Raw genomic sequence first — 16240 nt, forward strand, 5'->3', positions numbered from 1 at the left:
CGGGCCGCCCCGGCCGGCGCTCACCGGGAGGTGTGGCGGCGCCTGGCCCACAGGGGCAGCACGAACCAGCACAGCAGGTACCAGGCGACGACCGGCGCGACCAGCCAGGGGACGAACCCGTCGTGCGTGGCCACTCTGAGGATCAGCAGCAGGGAGGCGGTCATCGTGGCCAGCAGCAGGATCAGCCCGACGAAGGTCATCCTGGACGCCCAGCGGACCGCCTGGGGTTTGACCCGGCGGCCGGAGACCAGGCGGTGCAGGGAGACGGGCCCGATCAGCGCGCCGGTCGCGGCGGCGCCCAGGACGACCGTCACGATGTAGATGGTCCGGTCGGCGGGCGCGAGGGTCGCGTACTTGGGCTGGAAGACCACGGTGAGCAGGAAGCCGAAGAGGATCTGCACCCCCGTCTGGGCGACCCGCACCTCCTGGATCAGCTCGACCCACATGCGGTCGGCCCGCTCCTCCTCGGTCTCGTCACGCCCCCGGCGCCGCCGGTCCTCCGCCGCCCGCTCCGTCGCCATCACTGCGCCTCTCCTGTCCCTGGCCCCGCCCCCGACGGGCCGGGCCTGTGCCAGGACGTGTTCCCGGGGAGGCGCAAAACCTGCCGTGCGCGTCCGGCGGGCCCGGCGCGCACGGCAGGGCGGACCGCCCCCAGCGGTCCGGCGGCGGGCGGCGGTCTACCAGCGACCCTCCACCTGGTCCTTGATCCGCCGCTCGTACAGGTCGCGGACGGCCGCCATGGTCTCCTCGGGCAGCGGCGGCAGTTTGCCGACGGCGGCGTTGGCGCGGGCCTGCTCCGGGGAGCGGGCGCCGGGGATGACGGTGGTGACGCCGGGCTGCTGGATGATCCAGCGCAGGGCGAGCTGGGCCGGGGTGCAGCCCTCGGGGGCGAGCGCGGCGAACTCGGCGGCGGCCTCGACGCCCGTGGCGAAGTCCACGCCGGAGAAGGTCTCGCCCTGGTCGAACGACTCGCCGTGCCGGTTGTAGGTGCGGTGGTCGTTGGCGGGGAAGACGGTGTCCTCGGTGTACTTGCCCGACAGCAGACCGGAGGCCAGCGGGACGCGCGCGATGATGCCGACGCCCGCCTCCCGCGCGGCGGGCAGCACCTCGCGCAGCGGCTTCATGCGGAACGGGTTGAGGATGATCTGCACACTGGCCACGTTCGGCCGGGCGATGGCGGTCAGCGCCTCGGCGCAGGTCTCCACGCTGACGCCGTACGCGGCGATCCGCTCCTCCTCGACGAGGGTGTCGAGCGCGTCGAAGACCTCGTCGGTGGAGTACACGGGCGTGGGCGGGCAGTGCAGCTGCACCAGGTCGATGCGGTCGACGCCGAGGTTGCGGCGGGAGCGGTCGTTCCAGGCGCGGAAGTTGTCCAGGACGTAGTTCTGGGGGATCTGCTCGACGCGCCGGCCCATCTTGGTCGCGACCAGGACGTGGAGGTCGGGGCGCCCGGCGAGGAAGGCGGCGATGGTCTGCTCGCTGCGCCCGTCGCCGTAGACGTCGGCGGTGTCGAAGAAGGTCACCCCCGCCTCGGCGGCGGCCTCCAGTACGGCGAGGGCTTCCTTGTCGTCGACGTCGCCCCAGTCGGCGCCCAGCTGCCAGGTGCCGAGACCGACGACCGACGCGTGCTGGTGGGACCTGCCGAATTCACGTTCGTTCATGCCGTCAGTCTGTCACCCGCCGCCCGGCGGGACGGCGTTCGAGCGGCCCGCGCGAACGGACGGCTTCCCGGCCCGGCGTCCCGTGCCCGGCGTGACCCGGCCGCGCCGCGCCCCCGCTCGGCGGGTCACCGGATCTGCGGGCGCTCCTGCGCGCGTTCCAGCGCGCGGGCCTGCACCGTGCGCGCGACCTTCGGTCCGAGCCACCTCTTCAGCCGTCGCGCCGCGGCAAGCCGGCCGGCCGCCTTGTCGATCCCGTAGTACACCTGCGGGGGGACGTAGGGCAGCAGCGGTGAGTGGCGCTGGCCGAGCAGCGCGAACATCCGGTGCGGGGGCAGGTGGATGTAGCGGGGCAAATTCTCGTACCACTGGGCGCTGTGCCGGGCCGCGCTCTGCACGGACAGCAGGGCCGCGCGCCGTTCGCGTTCGTAGGCGGCGAGGGCCGGGCGCGGGCCGGGGTGCGCGCGCAGGGCGCCGGCCAGGCAGATCGCGTCCTCCAGGGCGAGGGTGGTGCCGGCGCCGACCGAGTAGTGCGTGGTGTGGGCGGCGTCGCCGAGCAGCACGAGGCGGTCGCGGGACCAGGTGCGGTTGGTCAGGGTGCGGAAGGTGAGCCAGGGGGCGCCGCCCTCGCCCGCGGCGCGGCCGATGAGCCGGTGACCGTCGAGCACACCGGCGAAGAGGGTCTCCAGCAGGGCCAGCGCGTCCGCCTGGCCGAGCCGGTCGAGCCCGAGACCGGTGAAGGTCTGCGGGGAGCACTCGACGACGCAGGTGCTGTGCCCGCCGCCGTAGGCGTAGCCGTAGCACCAGATCCAGCCGTGCCCGGTCTCGACGAAGGCGAAGGTGAAGGCGTCGAAGACCTTGGTGGTGCCCAGCCACAGGTAGCGGTTGCGGCCGAGGTGGACCCGGGTCCCGAAGTGCGCGGCGTGCCGGGTGCGCAGCGCGCTGTGCACGCCGTCGGCGGCCACCACCAGGTCGGCGGCCGGCAGGTCCTCGGCGCTGACCTCGCTCTCGTACTCCACCCGTACGCCCAGTGCGCGGGCCCGGTCGGCGAGGATCTCCAGGAGCCGGTGCCGGCCGATGCCGAAGCCCTGGTCGCCTCGGTGGCGGGCCGTCAGATCACCGACGTGGGCCACTCCGTCGCGCCACCGCACGGAGTGCGCTTCGACGGCGGCGGCCGACTCGGGGTCGTGGGCGTGCAGCAGGTCGAGCAGACCCTGCCAGTAGGTGACGCCCCAGCCGTAGGCCGAGCCCTCCGGGTTGCGCTCGTGGACGGTGATGTCGTGGGACGGGTCCTGCCGTTTGAGCAGGATGGAGAGGTACAGGCCCGCGGGCCCGCCGCCGGCGCAGACGACCTTCACGCACACCCCTGATGACTACACAGAGCGGTCGATGGGCCACGAACGGTAACAGATCGCGAGCGTCCGGCCACGCACCGTGAGGCCGCTCCCCCGCGCCGTGAGGCCGCTTGCGCCTCGGGCGGCGGCCCGTCCCGCGGCGCGCTCCCCGCCGGTCAGGCGTCCGCGGTGCGGCACTCCGGGTGGCCCCAGCCCTGGGCGTTCTTGGCGATGGACTCGCCGGCGGCGTAGGAGCGGCCGCACAGGCAGCGGCCGGGGAACTTGGCCTTGATGGTGCGCGACGAGGAGGACGACGAGGACGAGGCGGAGCCGGTGCGGCGGGGTGCCTTGCGGCGCGGCGCGGCGGCCTTGGGGGTGTCGGGCGAGGGCGGGGGCTGCGGGGAGCCGAGCGCGCTGCCGGCCGCTTCCTGCACCCGGGCCGCCTGGCTGGCGGCGCGGTCGGCGAAGTCGTTGAGCGGGTCGCCGTCCGCCTGGTGGGCGGGGACGTAGCGGAAGTCGACGGAGCGGCCGTCGAGGAGTTCGTCGATCCGGACGACGAGTTCCTGGTTGGCGACGGGCTTGCCGGCGGCCGTCTTCCAGCCGTTGCGCTTCCAGCCGGGCAGCCACGTGGTGACCGCCTTCATCGCGTACTGGGAGTCCATGCGGACCTCGAGCGGTGTGTCCGGGTCGGTCGCGGCGAGCAGCCGCTCCAGGGCGGTCAGCTCGGCGACGTTGTTGGTGGCGGTGCCGAGCGCACCGGCCTCCCAGCGGGCCGCGGTCCGGGCGTCGTCCGAGAGGACCCACGCCCAGCCCGCCGGGCCCGGATTTCCCTTCGAGGCCCCGTCGCACGCGGCCACCACTCGTTCACGCATGGGCTCGATGATGCCACGGTCCGGCGGCCGCCCGTGCCCTCGTGGGGCGACCCCCTACGGGACGTTCTCGACCTGCGGCTTCTCGCCCTGGGTGGTGGTGATGTCGATCACGGAGAAGTGGGCGCCCTGCGGGTCGCCGAGCACCGCGAGCCGGCCGAAGGGGGTGTCGACCGGGCCGTAGCGCAGGGCGCCGCCGAGGCGGGTCGCGGCGGCGACGGCGGCGTCGCAGTCGGCCACCGTGAAGTACACGTTGAGGTAGGAGGGCACCTCGGGCGGGAAGTCGTCGGTCATCCGCATCCGGCCGAGCACCGTCTCGTCGTCGAGGCCGAACAGCCGGAAGTCGATCGCCTCGTCCTCGATCCGCTTCGTGGTGTAGCCGAAGACCGAGGTGAGGAAGGTGTCCGCGGCGCCGGGGTCGCGGGTGAGGAGTTCGGCCCAGCAGTAGGCGCCGGGGGTCTCGGTGGCCTCGAACCCCTGGTGGGTACCGGCCTGCCAGACGCCGAACACGGCGCCGCTCGGCTCCCGGGCCAGGCACATGGTGCCGAAGTCACCGACCCTCATCGGCTCCATGAGCACCTCGCCGCCGTGGTCGCGGATGCGGCGCGCGGTGGCCTCGGCGTCGGGTGAGGCGAAGTACAGGCACCACTGGGACTGCCCCTCCTGGCCGGGCACCGGCGGGACGACGGCCGCGACCGCCTTGCCGTCCGCGTAGGCCTGGGTGTAGTTGCCGTACTCCGTGGACGACTCGCCGAAGGTCCAGCCGAGGACCTCGCCGTAGAAGGTCTTGGCCTGCTCCAGGTCGGTGAACATCGCGTCGGCCCAGCAGGGTGTTCCCTCACGTCGTACCGCCATGGCTGCGGCCCTTCCGGTCGGTGGCGTGCTCCGGTTACACACGCTAGCCATCCGTGCGGCGGGGCGCGCGCCGGAGGCGGCGGTCTCATCCGGCGCGCAGCCCCCGGTCGGCGAAGGCGATCAGCCACTCGAAGCTCTCGTCGACGTCGGCGCTCCACCGGAAGCCGCCCGCCGACTGCAAGGTGGCGAACCCGTGGCAGAGGCTGCGCAGCGCGCGCAGGGCGTGGTCCACGTCGGACTCCGCGATCGGGTAGCCGCGCAGGACCGCCATGAACGCCTCCAGCAGCCGCTGCCCGGCGGCGGCCAGCGGGTCGTCGGGGCCGGACGGTTCCACGCCGATCGTCGCGGCGTACCGGCCCGGGTGGTCCAGGACGAAGGCGCGGAAGGCGCGTGCCGCCGCCGCCAGGGCGTCGCGGCCGGCGTACCCCTGGACCGCGCTGCCGACGGCGTCGGCCGCCTGGCCGAGTGCCAGGGCGGCGATCCGGCGGTTGAGGTCCTCCTGGCCGCCCACGTGCTTGTACAGCGAAGGGGTGCGCACACCGAGCCGTTCGGCCAGCAGGCCCATCGTCAGGCGGGCGAGGCCCACCTCGTCGGCGAGGGCGGCACCGGCCGCGACGACGGCGGCGGGGTCGAGTCCTGCCCTAGGCACGGGCGGCCTCCGAACCGAGGAAGTCGAGCACGAGCGCGGCCACTCGACCGGGGAACTGATCGTGCGGGTAGTGCCCGGCGCCTTCGATCATCTCCAGGCGGCCGGTTCCGGGCGGCAGGGCAGCGACGATCGCCGCGCCCTCGGCGTGCGGGTCGGCCCAGTCGGGGTCGAGCGTGCCCATGATGACCAGGACCGGGCTGCGGACCTCGCCGAGGCGGGCGCCGGCGTCGGCGGGGGTGGTGCGGCCCATGGCCTGGAACGCCTTCATGCGGCCCGGTTCGCGCAGCCGGGCCTCGATACGGCCGATCCGCTCCTCCCAGTCGGCCGGCTTCGCCCCGGGGTAGGCGACGTCGAGGTACGAGCGCCACAGGGGCAGGCTGCCGAACACGCCCGCGCCGAGCAGCCGCAGCATGCCCTGGCGGAAGCGCTTGACCCGCAGGTCGCCGAGGCGGACCGCCTGTCTGCGGGTGAAGGGGGCCAGTTCGACGACCGCGGTGACCAGCGAGGGTTCGAGGGCGGCGGCGATCGTGGCGGCGCCGCCGGAGACCGAGTGGCCGACGAGCACGGCCGGGCCGCCCAGGTGCCGGATCACGGCGAGCAGGTCGCCGGCGATGGCGGTGCGGCTCCACTCCTGCCAGTCGGTCCCGGACTCGCCGCAGCCGCGGAGGTCGACGGCGGCGACCCGGTAGCCGGCCGCCACCAGCCGCGGGATGACCGCCCGGTAGGCGGCGCGGCTGTCGCCCATGCCGTGCGCGAGCACCATCAGCGGGCCGGATCCGGCCACCTCGTACGCGATCGTGCCGCCGTCGACGGCCAGGTACTCGGTCATGTCACCCTCCCGTGGCTAATTCTGTTAGCCAAAAGCTAATCGCATTAGCCATAACCCGTCAACACCGGAGCCGCCCGCGTTGCCGCGCCCGGCCGGGGCGCACGGCCGGCAACTCGTTTCCCGCACACCCCTGTTGACATCACGCGTCCGCCCCCTAGCGTGGGGGCTGCACAGCATGTCGCACGTCATTCGGTATCTCGAACATGAGGGGTGGGGCGGAGGGACACCGCCGCACCCGTCACCGGCATGCGGAGGACTTCGTGACCCCACCTCTCGGCAGACGCGGCTTCCTCGCCGCCACCGGCACCGCGGCCGCCCTGGCCACCACCGGCGCGGTGCCCGCCCACGCCGCCTCCCGGGCGGCACCCGCGGGCGCCGCCCGCACGCCCGTCTCGGCGACCCGCCCCTTCCCGCTCTCCGCGGTGACCCTGCTGGACGGCCCCTTCCGCGACAACCAGCTCCGCAACGCGGCCTATCTGCGCTTCGTCGACCTCGACCGGCTGCTGCACACCTTCCGCACCAACGCCGGCCTGCCCAGCACCGCCCGGCCGTGCGGCGGCTGGGAGGCGCCCGGCGTCGAACTGCGCGGCCACTCCACCGGGCACCTGCTCTCCGGGCTCGCTCTGGCCGCCTCGGCCGGCCCGGGCGACGCCGGGCTGCGCGACAAGGGGCGCCGGCTGGTCGCCGCGCTCGCCGAGTGCCAGGCCGCCGCACCGGCCGCCGGCTTCGGCGCGGGCTACCTCTCCGCGTTCCCGGAGAGCTTCTTCGACCGGCTGGAGGCCGGTACCGGCGTCTGGGCGCCGTACTACACCATCCACAAGATCATGGCCGGGCTGGTCGAGCAGTACCGCCTGGCCGGGAACGAGCAGGCGCTCGACGTCGTGCTGCGCCAGGCCGCCTGGGTCGACGCCCGCACCGCGAAGCTCGGCCACGAGCGGATGCAGCGGGTGCTGGAGACCGAGTTCGGCGGCATGAACGACGTACTCGCCGATCTGCACGCCCTCACCGGCGACGGGCGGTGGCTGGAGGTGGCCGAACGGTTCACCCACGACCGCGTCTTCGACCCGCTCGCCCGCAACGAGGACCGGCTGTCCGGGCTGCACGCCAACACGCAGATCCCCAAGATGGTCGGCGCGCTGCGGCTGTGGGAGGAGGGCCTGTCCGACCGCTACCGCTCCGTCGCCGAGAACTTCTGGCGGATCGTCACCGGCCACCACACCTACGTCATCGGCGGCAACAGCGACGGCGAGACGTTCCACGACCCGGACGTGATCGCCGGCCAGCTGTCGAACAGCACCTGCGAGAACTGCAACAGCTACAACATGCTCAAGCTGACCCGGCTGATGCACTTCCACGCCCCGCACCGCACCGACCTGCTCGACTACTACGAGCGCACCCTGTTCAACCAGATGCTGGGCGAACAGGACCCCGACTCCGCGCACGGCTTCAACATCTACTACACCGGCCTGGCGCCGGGCGCGTTCAAGCAGCAGCCCTCGTTCATGGGCCCGGACCCCGCGATGTACTCCACCGACTACGACAACTTCTCCTGCGACCACGGCACCGGCATGGAGACGCAGGCGAAGTTCGCCGACACGGTGTACTCGCACGACGACCGCAGTCTGCTGGTGAACCTGTTCGTGCCCTCGGAGGTGACCTGGCGGGAGAAGGGCATCGTCTGGCGGCAGACGACCCGCGTCCCCGACGGCACCACGACGGCCCTGACGGTCACCTCGGGCCGGGCCGCCCACCGGCTGCTGGTCCGCGTCCCCTCCTGGGCGGCGGGCGTCCGGGTCCGGCTCAACGGGCGGACGCTGCCCGACCGTCCGGAGCCGGGCAGCTGGCTGGTGCTGGACCGCTCCTGGCGTACCGGCGACCGGGTGGAGGTCACCCTGCCCATGCGCACGGTGGTGGAAGCGGCCCCCGACGACCCGGCCGTCCAGGCGGTGCTGCACGGCCCGGTGGTGCTGGCCGGGGCGTACGGCGAGCGGTCACGGCCGTGGATGGCCCGCCTGGACGTCGGCTCCCTGCGGCAGCGCTCGCGCGATCCGCTGCGCTTCACGGCCCGCGCCGACGACGAGGAGGTGACGCTGCTGCCGGTGGCACGCGTGCACCACCAGCACTACAGCGTCTACTGGCTGACCGGTGAACCCCCGCCGCCGCCCCCCGCGTTCGCCGCCTGGCACCGCTTCGACGAGACCTCCGGCGGCACGGCGGCCGACGCGACCGGCAACGGCCGCACGGCACGCCTGGCGGGCGGCGCCTCCTGGTCGGCGTCCGGCCGCGCGGGCGGGGCCGTGGCCCTGGACGGGACCGACGGCCATGTGGTGCTCGCCGAGGACCTGCTGGCGGGCGCGTCGGCGTACTCGCTGGCCGCGTGGGTGCGGCTGGAGGGGCAGCCCGCCGCCTGGAGCCGGATCCTGGACATCGGCACCGGCACCACCGCCAACCTGTTCCTCACCCCGCTCAGCGGCGACGGCACGCTGCGGTACGCGATCACCGCGGGCGGCGCCGAGGGCGAGCAGCGCATCGACGCCGGGCCGCTGCCGGCGGGGCGCTGGGCGCACGTGGCGGTGACGTACGGCGCGGGCACGGCGGTGCTGTACGTGGACGGCGCGGAGGCCGGCCGCAACACGGCCGTCACCGTGGAGCCCCGGCACTTCGGCAACCATGTGCGCACCGGGTACGTCGGCCGGTCGCAGTACGCCGACCCGTACCTGAAGGGCGCGGTGGACGATCTGCGGGTGTACGGCCGCACACTGGACGCCGGCGAGGTGGCGGCGCTCGCGGCGGCCCCGGCCGTATAGGCCCTGTCGTCACGTTCCCGCCTGCCCCGGGCCGCCGTGGCCGCACGAGGTCCGGATCGCCGCGCCCCGGAAGGTCCGGACGGCCGGCCCACTCCCCCGGACGGGTGGGCCGGCCGCACGGCCGCCCGCTACTCTCCCGCGTGGGCCCTTTTCAGGGCGGCGATGTCGAGCTTGCCCATCGAGAGCATCGCGCGGGTGGTGCGGGCCGCTTTCTCCTGGTCGGGGTCGGTGATCATGTCGATCAGTTCGTCCGGGACGACCTGCCAGGACACGCCGTACTTGTCCTTGAGCCAGCCGCAGGGGCCCGGCTCGCCGCCGTCGTCCGTGAGCCTGGTCCAGTAGTGGTCCACCTCCCGCTGGTCCGCGCAGTGGATCTGGAACGAGATCGACTCGTTGAACGTGAACTGCGGGCCGCCGTTCAGCGCGAGGAACCGGTGGCCGTCGGCGGTGAACTCCACGGTGACCACCGACCCGGCCGGGCCGGGCCCCGCCTCGTTGGACCGGCCGATCCGTCCGATGCTGGAGTTCTTGAAGACGGAGACGTAGTAGTGGGCGGCCTCCTCGGCCGTTCCGTCGAACCAGAGGCAGGTGGTGAATCCCTGGGTGGCCACGGGGTCCTCCTTGGGTGTGGGACGCGGTCATCCGTGTCGACCGGTCCACGCGGTCATCCGTATCGACCGGTCCGCGCGGCAGAACTCATCGCTCGCCGGGAAATCCGTTGCGGCGCCCCCGCCACCGGCGCCGCCGGCTCTGCCCGTGGCAGATCTGCCACGGGCAGAGAAACGGTCCGGGCCGCCCCGGCACGGCCGACAGTGGAGCCGACGGCAACCACGCATCGACGAGGAGACGCGATGACTTCACTCACCGCTCGGCCACCGCGCGCCGAGGAGGGCGAGACGCCGCCCAGCCGCTTCGACGACCACCTGGCGAGCCTGCTGCTCGGGCAGCGGATCGTGTTCCTGGGCACGCAGGTCGACGAGGTCTCGGCCAACCGCGTGTGCGCCCAGTTGCTGCTGCTGTCGGCCGAGGACCCGCGCGCCGACATCAGCCTGTACATCAACAGCCCGGGCGGTTCGGTCAGCGCCGGTCTCGCCATCTACGACACGATGCGGCTCATCCCGAACGACGTGTCGACGCTGGCCATGGGCTTCGCCGCGAGCATGGGCCAGTTCCTGCTCACGGTGGGGACGCACGGCAAGCGGTTCGCCCTGCCGCACGCGCGGATCATGATGCACCAGCCGTCGGCGGGGATCGGCGGCACCACCGCGGACATCGAGATCCAGGCGGAGAACCTGGAGCACACGAAGCGGACCATCGAACGGCTCACCGCCGAGCACACCGGGCAGAGCGTGGAGACGGTCTCGCGGGACGGCGACCGCGACCGCTGGTTCACCGCGGAGCAGGCCAGGGAGTACGGGATGGTGGACCAGGTGGTGGAGTCGCTGGCCGACGTGCGCCCGGCCGCCGCGCGCCGACGGGCGGGGTGGTGAACATGGGGTCGTACACGGTTCCGTACGTGGTCGAGCGGACCGCGCAGGGCGAACGGTCCTACGACGTGTTCAGCAGGCTGCTGAACGAGCGGATCATCTTCCTCGGCACGGAGATCGACGACGGTGTCGCCAACGTCGTCATCGCCCAGCTGCTCCACCTGGAGTCGGCCAACCCCGAGCAGGAGATCGCGGTCTACCTGAACTCCCCGGGAGGCTCCTACACCTCGCTGATGGCGATCTACGACACGATGACGTTCGTACGCTCGCCGATCTCCACGTTCTGCGTGGGACAGGCGGCCTCCACGGCGGCGGTGCTGCTGGCGGGCGGGGACCAGGGACGGCGGTTCGTGCTGGAGCACGCGCGGGTGCTGCTCGGGCAGCCGGCCGCGGGCGGCCGGCAGGGCACCGTCTCCGACCTGGCGCTCCAGGCCAAGGAGATGGTCCGCATCCGCTCCCAGGTGGAGGAGGTGCTGGCCCGGCACACCGGGCACGACACCGCGGCCCTGCGCGCCGACATGGACCGCGACAAGGTGTTCACCGCCCGGGAGGCGGTGGCGTACGGACTGGCCGACGAGGTGCTGAGCCGGCGCCTCACGACGGTCTGAGGCGCCGGCCGGGCCGGCGGTGTCAGGCGGCCAGGCACAGCCCGTCGAAACGGGAGGCGGGTGCGGGCGCGGCGGACGACGCCGAGGACGCCGAGGACGCAGAGGACACGGACGAGGCGGTCGTGCCCCGGCCCCGGCCCGCGATGCGGCTCGTGACCCGCACCAGCTCGCCCTGGGCCAGGGCCAGCAGGTCGGCGAGGCCCAGCCCGAGGGCCTGGGCGGCGGCCGCGAGGACCTCCGAGGAGGCCTCCTTGCGGCCGCGCTCGATCTCCGACAGGTAGGGCATGGAGATACGGGCCGCTTCGGCGACGTCCTTGAGCGTCCGCTCCTGCGCCAGGCGTTCGCGGCGCAGGATGTCACCGACGAGGTCGCGCCAGAGGGGTTCGCGGGCGGGGGCGGTCCGGCCGGCGGGAGCGCCCGCGGCCGGACGGCCGGGGGCGGGACGGCCCGACGCCGGGCGGCCGGGCGCCGGGCGGTCCGGGGAGGCGTGTCCCTGCGGGAAGTGGGCGGACGCTGGGCGCGCGGCCTGCGGGCGCAGCGGGATGACGCGGGCTTGGTTCGGCGCTTGGTTGCTCACCTCTTCAGCCTAGGAGCCGTGGGCGCCCGCGCCAGGGGGCGGCATTCCGCCCTGGGTGAAGCACCCGTCCGGGACCGGACCGAAAGGGTCTGAAGCGGGTGGAATCGGCACACAAGACCCAGAAAAGGAAACTGCACCGGGCGGAAGAACGCACAAGGGGCCGGAACCGGCGTCCGGTTCAGTCGCGTCCGAGGTGCACCAGGGCACGCACCCGCTTGCCCACCGGGACCCGTTCCGCGCCGATCTCGGCCGCGAGCGCGGACACGATCTCCAGGCCGTGCCGGCCGATCCGTTCGGGATCCCGCGGGAAGCGCCGCGGCAGTGCGGCGCTGCTGTCGTACACACACACGCTCACCGCGCTGTCCGTGCCCTCCAGTTCGAGGATGTACGGGCCCTGGCTGTGCCGGTCGGCGTTGGTGACGAGTTCGCTCACGACCAGGAGCAGCGCGTCCTCGGACCCGCTGCCGATCTCGGCGCACCACTCGGTCCTGAGCTGCTCGAGGAAGTGCGCGGCGAAGGAACGCGCGTCGGCGATACAGCCGGGTTCACCGGTGTAGTGGGTCGCGCGCCGCAGCGGCTGTACGGGGATGTCCACACCAGTGGGTATCACTGCCCCGCCCGGGTCATCGATCATGCGTTTCTCTCTCGGAAGCCGGTAAGACCGGACGCTACTGCATCACTGCTGTTACCCAGTGTCGCGCCTCCCAGTCCCCCCGCGGCCGCGGCGTGCGCGCCGGACCGTACCGGCGGCCCGGGCCGGCGGCGCGCGGGAGCCTGTGGGGCGGGCGAATCTCGCGGCGGACGGACCTTCCGGGGGGCGTACCGCCGTGGCGGTGCCTAGCGTGGCGGCGTGAGCCCCCCGCAAGGTACCTCGGCCCCGCCGTCCACCGCCGCGCGCCGCTGGGGACAGGCCCTGGTCACGGTGGTGGCCGCCCTCGCCGCCATGGGCGTGGTCGCCGCCCTGGGGCTGTGGGCGGCCGGGGCGGCCGACCTGCCCGGCAACGCCTTTCCCCGGGTGGTCGCGGCCACGGTGGTGACCGCGGTCGGCGGAAGCATGCGGCTGGCGGGGGACGCGGGGGTGCTCGCCGAGACGCACGCCGGTGTCACCGTGATGCCGCTGTCGGTCTCCCTCACCGGTGCGCTCGTGGTCGGCGCGGGCTTCCTGCGTCCCCTGCGGCACCGGGCGGCGGCCGGGGCGCGGGAGCAGGCCTTCGGCGCGGCGCGGATCGCGGTGCTGTGGACGGCGGCGCTGACCGGGCTCGCGTTCGCCGCCCGCCAGCGTTTCGCCGTGGACCTGGGGGACGGTGTGCTCGGCGCGGTCGGCGGGCTCTTCGGCGTCGAACCGGAGGTCGGCTTCACCACCGACGTGGGGCCGACGGCCGGCTTCGGACTGCTGTGGCTGGTGGGGGTGCTGGCGGCGGCCCTGCTGTCGGCCCGGACGGCGCCGGTTCCGGCGCGCCTGCCGTGGCTCGGGACCCGGGTGCGGCCGGTGGCGTACGCGCTGGTCGTGCTGCTGCTCACCTGCGTCGCCCTCGGGCTGGCCGTCGCCCTGGTCACGGCCGGGACCCGGGGCCACCCCGCCCGGACGTTCGCCCTGATCCTGCTGGGTCTGCCCAACCTGGCCTGGCTCGCCTTCACCATCGGTCTGGGCGCCACCTGGCACGGGCGGGTGGACGGGCCGTTCGGGTTGCCGGTGCCGCGCCTGCTCGACGAGGTGCTGCGCACACCGGACGTCTCCACGCTCGACCTCGGGACGCTCGCCGGCCACGACGGCCGCGTCTGGTGGCTGGTGGCCGTGGACGCGGTGCTGCTGACGGCCGCCGCGTTCCTGGCGGCGGTCCTGACCCCGGCCGCGACGCGTCCGTGGCGGCACGCCGTGCACATGGCCGCGGGGCTGGTCCTGACGGTCCTGCTCGTCTGCCTGTCGGGCCGCATCTCGGCCCATTACGGGCTGTCCCTGCTCGGCATCGGTGACGTGGGCGGCGGTCTGTCCGGGGAACTGCTGCTGCGGCCGAGTCTGTGGAGCGCCCTCGGACTGGCCGCGCTGTGGGGCCTGGTCACCGGTTTCCTGGGAGCGACGGCCGCCCGCCGGGTCCGGCGCCGCGACGGGGCACCGCCGCACCCGCCGGGCCCCGGCCGTGCCGAGCAGGGGTGACCGGCGCTCAGCCCATCGGCAGCAGGAGCGCCGGGAGGGTGCGCTGCATGCGCAGGGCGTCCACCGACTCGGCGAGCAGTTCGTACTCGGTGGTCTCGTCGCCCGCGGCGATCCGCACGAGCCGTCCGCCGGCCAGTTCGTCGGCGACCTGTTCCTGCCGGAGCGGGTCGGCGCACCAGGCGCGCAGGATGCCGGGGACATCGGGGACGGTGTCCGGCACCGGGACGAGGGCGCCCCGCGGGAGGTACGGGGTCCGGGGGCCGGGGTCGAGGCGTTCGGCGATCCAGGAGGCACGGTCGCGCAGCCACCACAGGGCCAGTGCCAGGGTGGGTGCCCGGTAGGTGCCGAGCGGCACGCCGATGCGGCGGCCGTCGCACACGCCGTACCCGGTGACATGGCACAGGAATTCGTCGTGCACTGCTCCTCCCCCGTCGGGTGTTCCGCGTGCTGTTCTTCCCTCGCTCCCCGTACGGCTCCTGTGCGGTGCTGCGCCCCCGAGGTCGAGTATGTTGACTCCTGAAACAGTGTCACCATGACTTTTTGGCCAGTCTCCTGGCATATTCCGCGGGCCATGTGGCCGGAATCGCGCGGGCCCGCCGCCTCGTCGGCATTACCCCGGCGGTAATCGACCTCTTCGCCGCAGCCCGGGCAAGGTGGAGCCATCGGATCACCGGTCACGGGGGTCCGGATCCCGTCCAGAACCGACGCCCTCGATGGAGGCTGATTTCCCATGTCCACGCAGACCGACCGTTACGAGAGCGCCGTCGCCCGCTACCTGGAGGCCTGGAACGCGCAGGGCGCCGAGGCGCTGGGCAAGGCGGTGGCCGCCGCATGGACGCCGGACGGCCGCTACACCGACCCCCTCGCCGAGGTCCGCGGCCACGAGCAGATCGCCGCTCTGATCACCGGGGCGCACGAGCAGTTCCCCGGGTTCGCCTTCCGGCTCTCCGGTGCCGTCGACGGGCACCACGACACGGCCCGTTTCTCCTGGGAACTGGTGAGCGAGGCGGACGGGTCCGCGCCGGTCGCCGGGTTCGACGTCATCACCCTGGACGGCGAGGGCCGGATCCGGTCCGTGCTGGGCTTCCTCGACCGGGTGCCGGCCGGGGCGTGAGAGGCGTGCCGGGGGCGCGCCCGGCACACGGCGAGGCGGCCGCCCACCTCCGGGGAGTGGACGGCCGCCTCGCGTCACCTGGCCCGCCCCGGACCGCGCACTCGGGACCGTGGCCCTGCACAGCCGGACGATCACGTCGAGCCGGGCTTGCGACCGCAGGACCGGTTCGCCGTGCTCGGCGGCCGAGCGGCCGGTTCCCCGCCGTTCGCGCCGGTCACGGCCGCCGCCGCGCCGGCACCGGCGGCCGGACGATCCGTTCGCCGCGCGCTACGGCCGTACGATCGCGTCGATCCGGGCCAGCTCGCCGGCGTCGAAGTCGAGGTCGCGGGCCGCGGCGACGCTGTCCTCCAGCTGCTGCGGGCTGCTCGCACCGACCAGGGCCGAGGTGACCCGGCCGCCGCGCAGCACCCAGGCGAGCGCCATCTGCGCGAGCGACTGGCCGCGCGACCTGGCGATCTCGTCCAGCGCGCGCAGCCTGCCGACCAGCTCCGCGGTCACCGCCTCCGAGTTCAGGAAGGGGCTGTCGCTCGCCGCCCTGGAGTCCTCGGGGATGCCGTCGAGGTAACGGCCGGTGAGCAGGCCCTGCTCCAGCGGGGAGTAGGCGATGGAGCCGACCTGGAGTTCGTCGAGGGCGTCGAGCAGCCCCTCGTCCTCCGGGCGGCGGTCGAGCATCGAGTAGCGGGGCTGGTGGATCAGCAGCGGGGTGCCCAGCTCGCGCAGGATCCGGGCGGCCTCGCGGGTCTGCTCCGCCGAGTAGTTGGAGACGCCGACGTAGAGCGCCTTGCCCTGCTGCACCGCCGTGTGCAGCGCGCCCATCGTCTCCTCCAGCGGAGTGTCCGGGTCGAAGCGGTGCGAGTAGAAGATGTCGACGTACTCCAGGCCCATGCGCTCCAGGCTCTGGTCGAGCGAGGACAGCAGGTACTTGCGCGAGCCCCATTCGCCGTACGGGCCGGGCCACATCAGGTAACCGGCCTTGGTGGAGATCACCAGCTCGTCGCGGTACGGCGCGAAGTCGGCCCGCAGCGCCTCGCCGAGCGCGGTCTCGGCGGAGCCGGGCGGCGGGCCGTAGTTGTTGGCCAGGTCGAAGTGGGTGACACCGAGGTCGAAGGCGCGGCGCAGGATGGCGCGCTGGGTGGCGGCCGGCCGGTCGGGGCCGAAGTTGTGCCACAGGCCGAGCGACAGCGCGGGGAGCTTCAGTCCGCTGCGGCCGGTGCGCCGGTAGGGCAGGGCGGCGTAGCGGTCGGGGTGGGCGGTGTACAACGCGACTCCATGAGGGGTGGGGCACGAGATGACCGGTT

At 73.8% G+C, this 16240-nt stretch carries 17 protein-coding genes; 5 read left to right on the forward strand and 12 right to left on the reverse strand.

Going from position 1 to position 16240, the window contains the following annotated elements; all coding sequences use genetic code 11:
- Positions 1–20: 20 nt before the first annotated feature.
- The 7 genes from ABZ719_RS22970 to ABZ719_RS23000 all read right to left on the reverse strand — a co-directional run bounded on the left by ABZ719_RS22970 (position 21) and on the right by ABZ719_RS23000 (position 6194).
- Complete coding sequence (locus ABZ719_RS22970; RefSeq protein WP_037853896.1) at positions 21–521, reverse strand: DUF6328 family protein; 501 nt, start codon at positions 519–521, stop codon at positions 21–23.
- Between the two features lie 156 nt (positions 522–677).
- Positions 678–1661 carry an aldo/keto reductase gene (locus ABZ719_RS22975; protein ID WP_366727043.1) on the reverse strand — a complete coding sequence of 328 codons (984 nt, stop codon included), beginning with the start codon at positions 1659–1661 and terminating at the stop codon, positions 678–680.
- 125 nt (positions 1662–1786) lie between these two features.
- Positions 1787–3016, reverse strand: coding sequence for an FAD-dependent monooxygenase (locus ABZ719_RS22980; protein ID WP_366727044.1), 1230 nt, complete (start codon positions 3014–3016; stop codon positions 1787–1789).
- Between the two features lie 152 nt (positions 3017–3168).
- Complete coding sequence (locus ABZ719_RS22985) at positions 3169–3876, reverse strand: ribonuclease H (protein ID WP_366727095.1); 708 nt, start codon at positions 3874–3876, stop codon at positions 3169–3171.
- Positions 3877–3918: 42 nt separating this feature from the next.
- On the reverse strand, positions 3919–4716 hold the full coding sequence (locus tag ABZ719_RS22990; protein WP_366727045.1) for a VOC family protein: 798 nt from the start codon (positions 4714–4716) through the stop codon (positions 3919–3921).
- An 85-nt stretch (positions 4717–4801) separates the two neighbouring features.
- Positions 4802–5365 (reverse strand): TetR-like C-terminal domain-containing protein, encoded by a 564-nt coding sequence (locus tag ABZ719_RS22995; RefSeq protein WP_366727046.1) that lies wholly within the window; start codon positions 5363–5365, stop codon positions 4802–4804.
- Entirely contained in the window at positions 5358–6194 is an 837-nt protein-coding gene (locus ABZ719_RS23000) for an alpha/beta hydrolase (RefSeq protein ID WP_366727047.1), read from the reverse strand. Before ABZ719_RS23000 ends, ABZ719_RS22995 begins: the two co-directional genes overlap by 8 nt.
- 260 nt (positions 6195–6454) lie before the next feature.
- Here ABZ719_RS23000 and ABZ719_RS23005 point away from each other — a divergent pair, with 260 nt between their 5' ends.
- Complete coding sequence (locus tag ABZ719_RS23005) at positions 6455–9001, forward strand: beta-L-arabinofuranosidase domain-containing protein (RefSeq protein WP_366727048.1); 2547 nt, start codon at positions 6455–6457, stop codon at positions 8999–9001.
- 128 nt (positions 9002–9129) lie between these two features.
- Here the strand turns inward: ABZ719_RS23005 and ABZ719_RS23010 are convergent, their stop codons facing one another.
- Complete coding sequence (locus tag ABZ719_RS23010) at positions 9130–9612, reverse strand: VOC family protein (RefSeq protein ID WP_366727049.1); 483 nt, start codon at positions 9610–9612, stop codon at positions 9130–9132.
- 240 nt (positions 9613–9852) lie between these two features.
- On the opposite strand from ABZ719_RS23010, the gene ABZ719_RS23015 reads away from it, so the two are divergent.
- On the forward strand, positions 9853–10491 hold the full coding sequence (locus ABZ719_RS23015; RefSeq protein ID WP_366727050.1) for an ATP-dependent Clp protease proteolytic subunit: 639 nt from the start codon (positions 9853–9855) through the stop codon (positions 10489–10491).
- Between the two features lie 2 nt (positions 10492–10493).
- A complete protein-coding gene (locus ABZ719_RS23020) occupies positions 10494–11096 on the forward strand; it encodes an ATP-dependent Clp protease proteolytic subunit (protein WP_366727051.1) in 603 nt (200 codons plus the stop codon).
- 22 nt (positions 11097–11118) lie between these two features.
- Here the strand turns inward: ABZ719_RS23020 and ABZ719_RS23025 are convergent, their stop codons facing one another.
- Both ABZ719_RS23025 and ABZ719_RS23030 read right to left on the reverse strand, forming a co-directional pair.
- On the reverse strand, positions 11119–11673 hold the full coding sequence (locus ABZ719_RS23025) for a helix-turn-helix domain-containing protein (protein WP_366727052.1): 555 nt from the start codon (positions 11671–11673) through the stop codon (positions 11119–11121).
- Between the two features lie 178 nt (positions 11674–11851).
- On the reverse strand, positions 11852–12307 hold the full coding sequence (locus ABZ719_RS23030; RefSeq protein ID WP_366727053.1) for an ATP-binding protein: 456 nt from the start codon (positions 12305–12307) through the stop codon (positions 11852–11854).
- 309 nt (positions 12308–12616) lie between these two features.
- On the opposite strand from ABZ719_RS23030, the gene ABZ719_RS23035 reads away from it, so the two are divergent.
- The gene (locus tag ABZ719_RS23035; protein WP_366727096.1) at positions 12617–13828 is read left to right on the forward strand and encodes a streptophobe family protein; all 1212 of its coding nucleotides are present in this window, start codon (positions 12617–12619) and stop codon (positions 13826–13828) included.
- Positions 13829–13835: 7 nt separating this feature from the next.
- Here the strand turns inward: ABZ719_RS23035 and ABZ719_RS23040 are convergent, their stop codons facing one another.
- On the reverse strand, positions 13836–14246 hold the full coding sequence (locus tag ABZ719_RS23040; RefSeq protein ID WP_366727054.1) for a hypothetical protein: 411 nt from the start codon (positions 14244–14246) through the stop codon (positions 13836–13838).
- A 312-nt stretch (positions 14247–14558) separates the two neighbouring features.
- Between ABZ719_RS23040 and ABZ719_RS23045 the strand changes: the two genes are divergently transcribed.
- Positions 14559–14942, forward strand: a complete 384-nt coding sequence (locus ABZ719_RS23045) for a nuclear transport factor 2 family protein (protein WP_366727055.1) — start codon at positions 14559–14561, stop codon at positions 14940–14942.
- 267 nt (positions 14943–15209) lie between these two features.
- On the opposite strand, the gene mgrA is transcribed toward ABZ719_RS23045, so the two are convergent.
- Positions 15210–16202: an L-glyceraldehyde 3-phosphate reductase gene (mgrA, locus tag ABZ719_RS23050; RefSeq protein WP_366727056.1), complete on the reverse strand. Its 993-nt coding sequence runs from the start codon at positions 16200–16202 to the stop codon at positions 15210–15212.
- Between the last annotated feature and the right edge of the window lie 38 nt (positions 16203–16240).

It is taken from the genome of Streptomyces sp. NPDC006743, from assembly GCF_040703815.1.
In the GTDB taxonomy this organism is placed as follows: domain Bacteria; phylum Actinomycetota; class Actinomycetes; order Streptomycetales; family Streptomycetaceae; genus Streptomyces.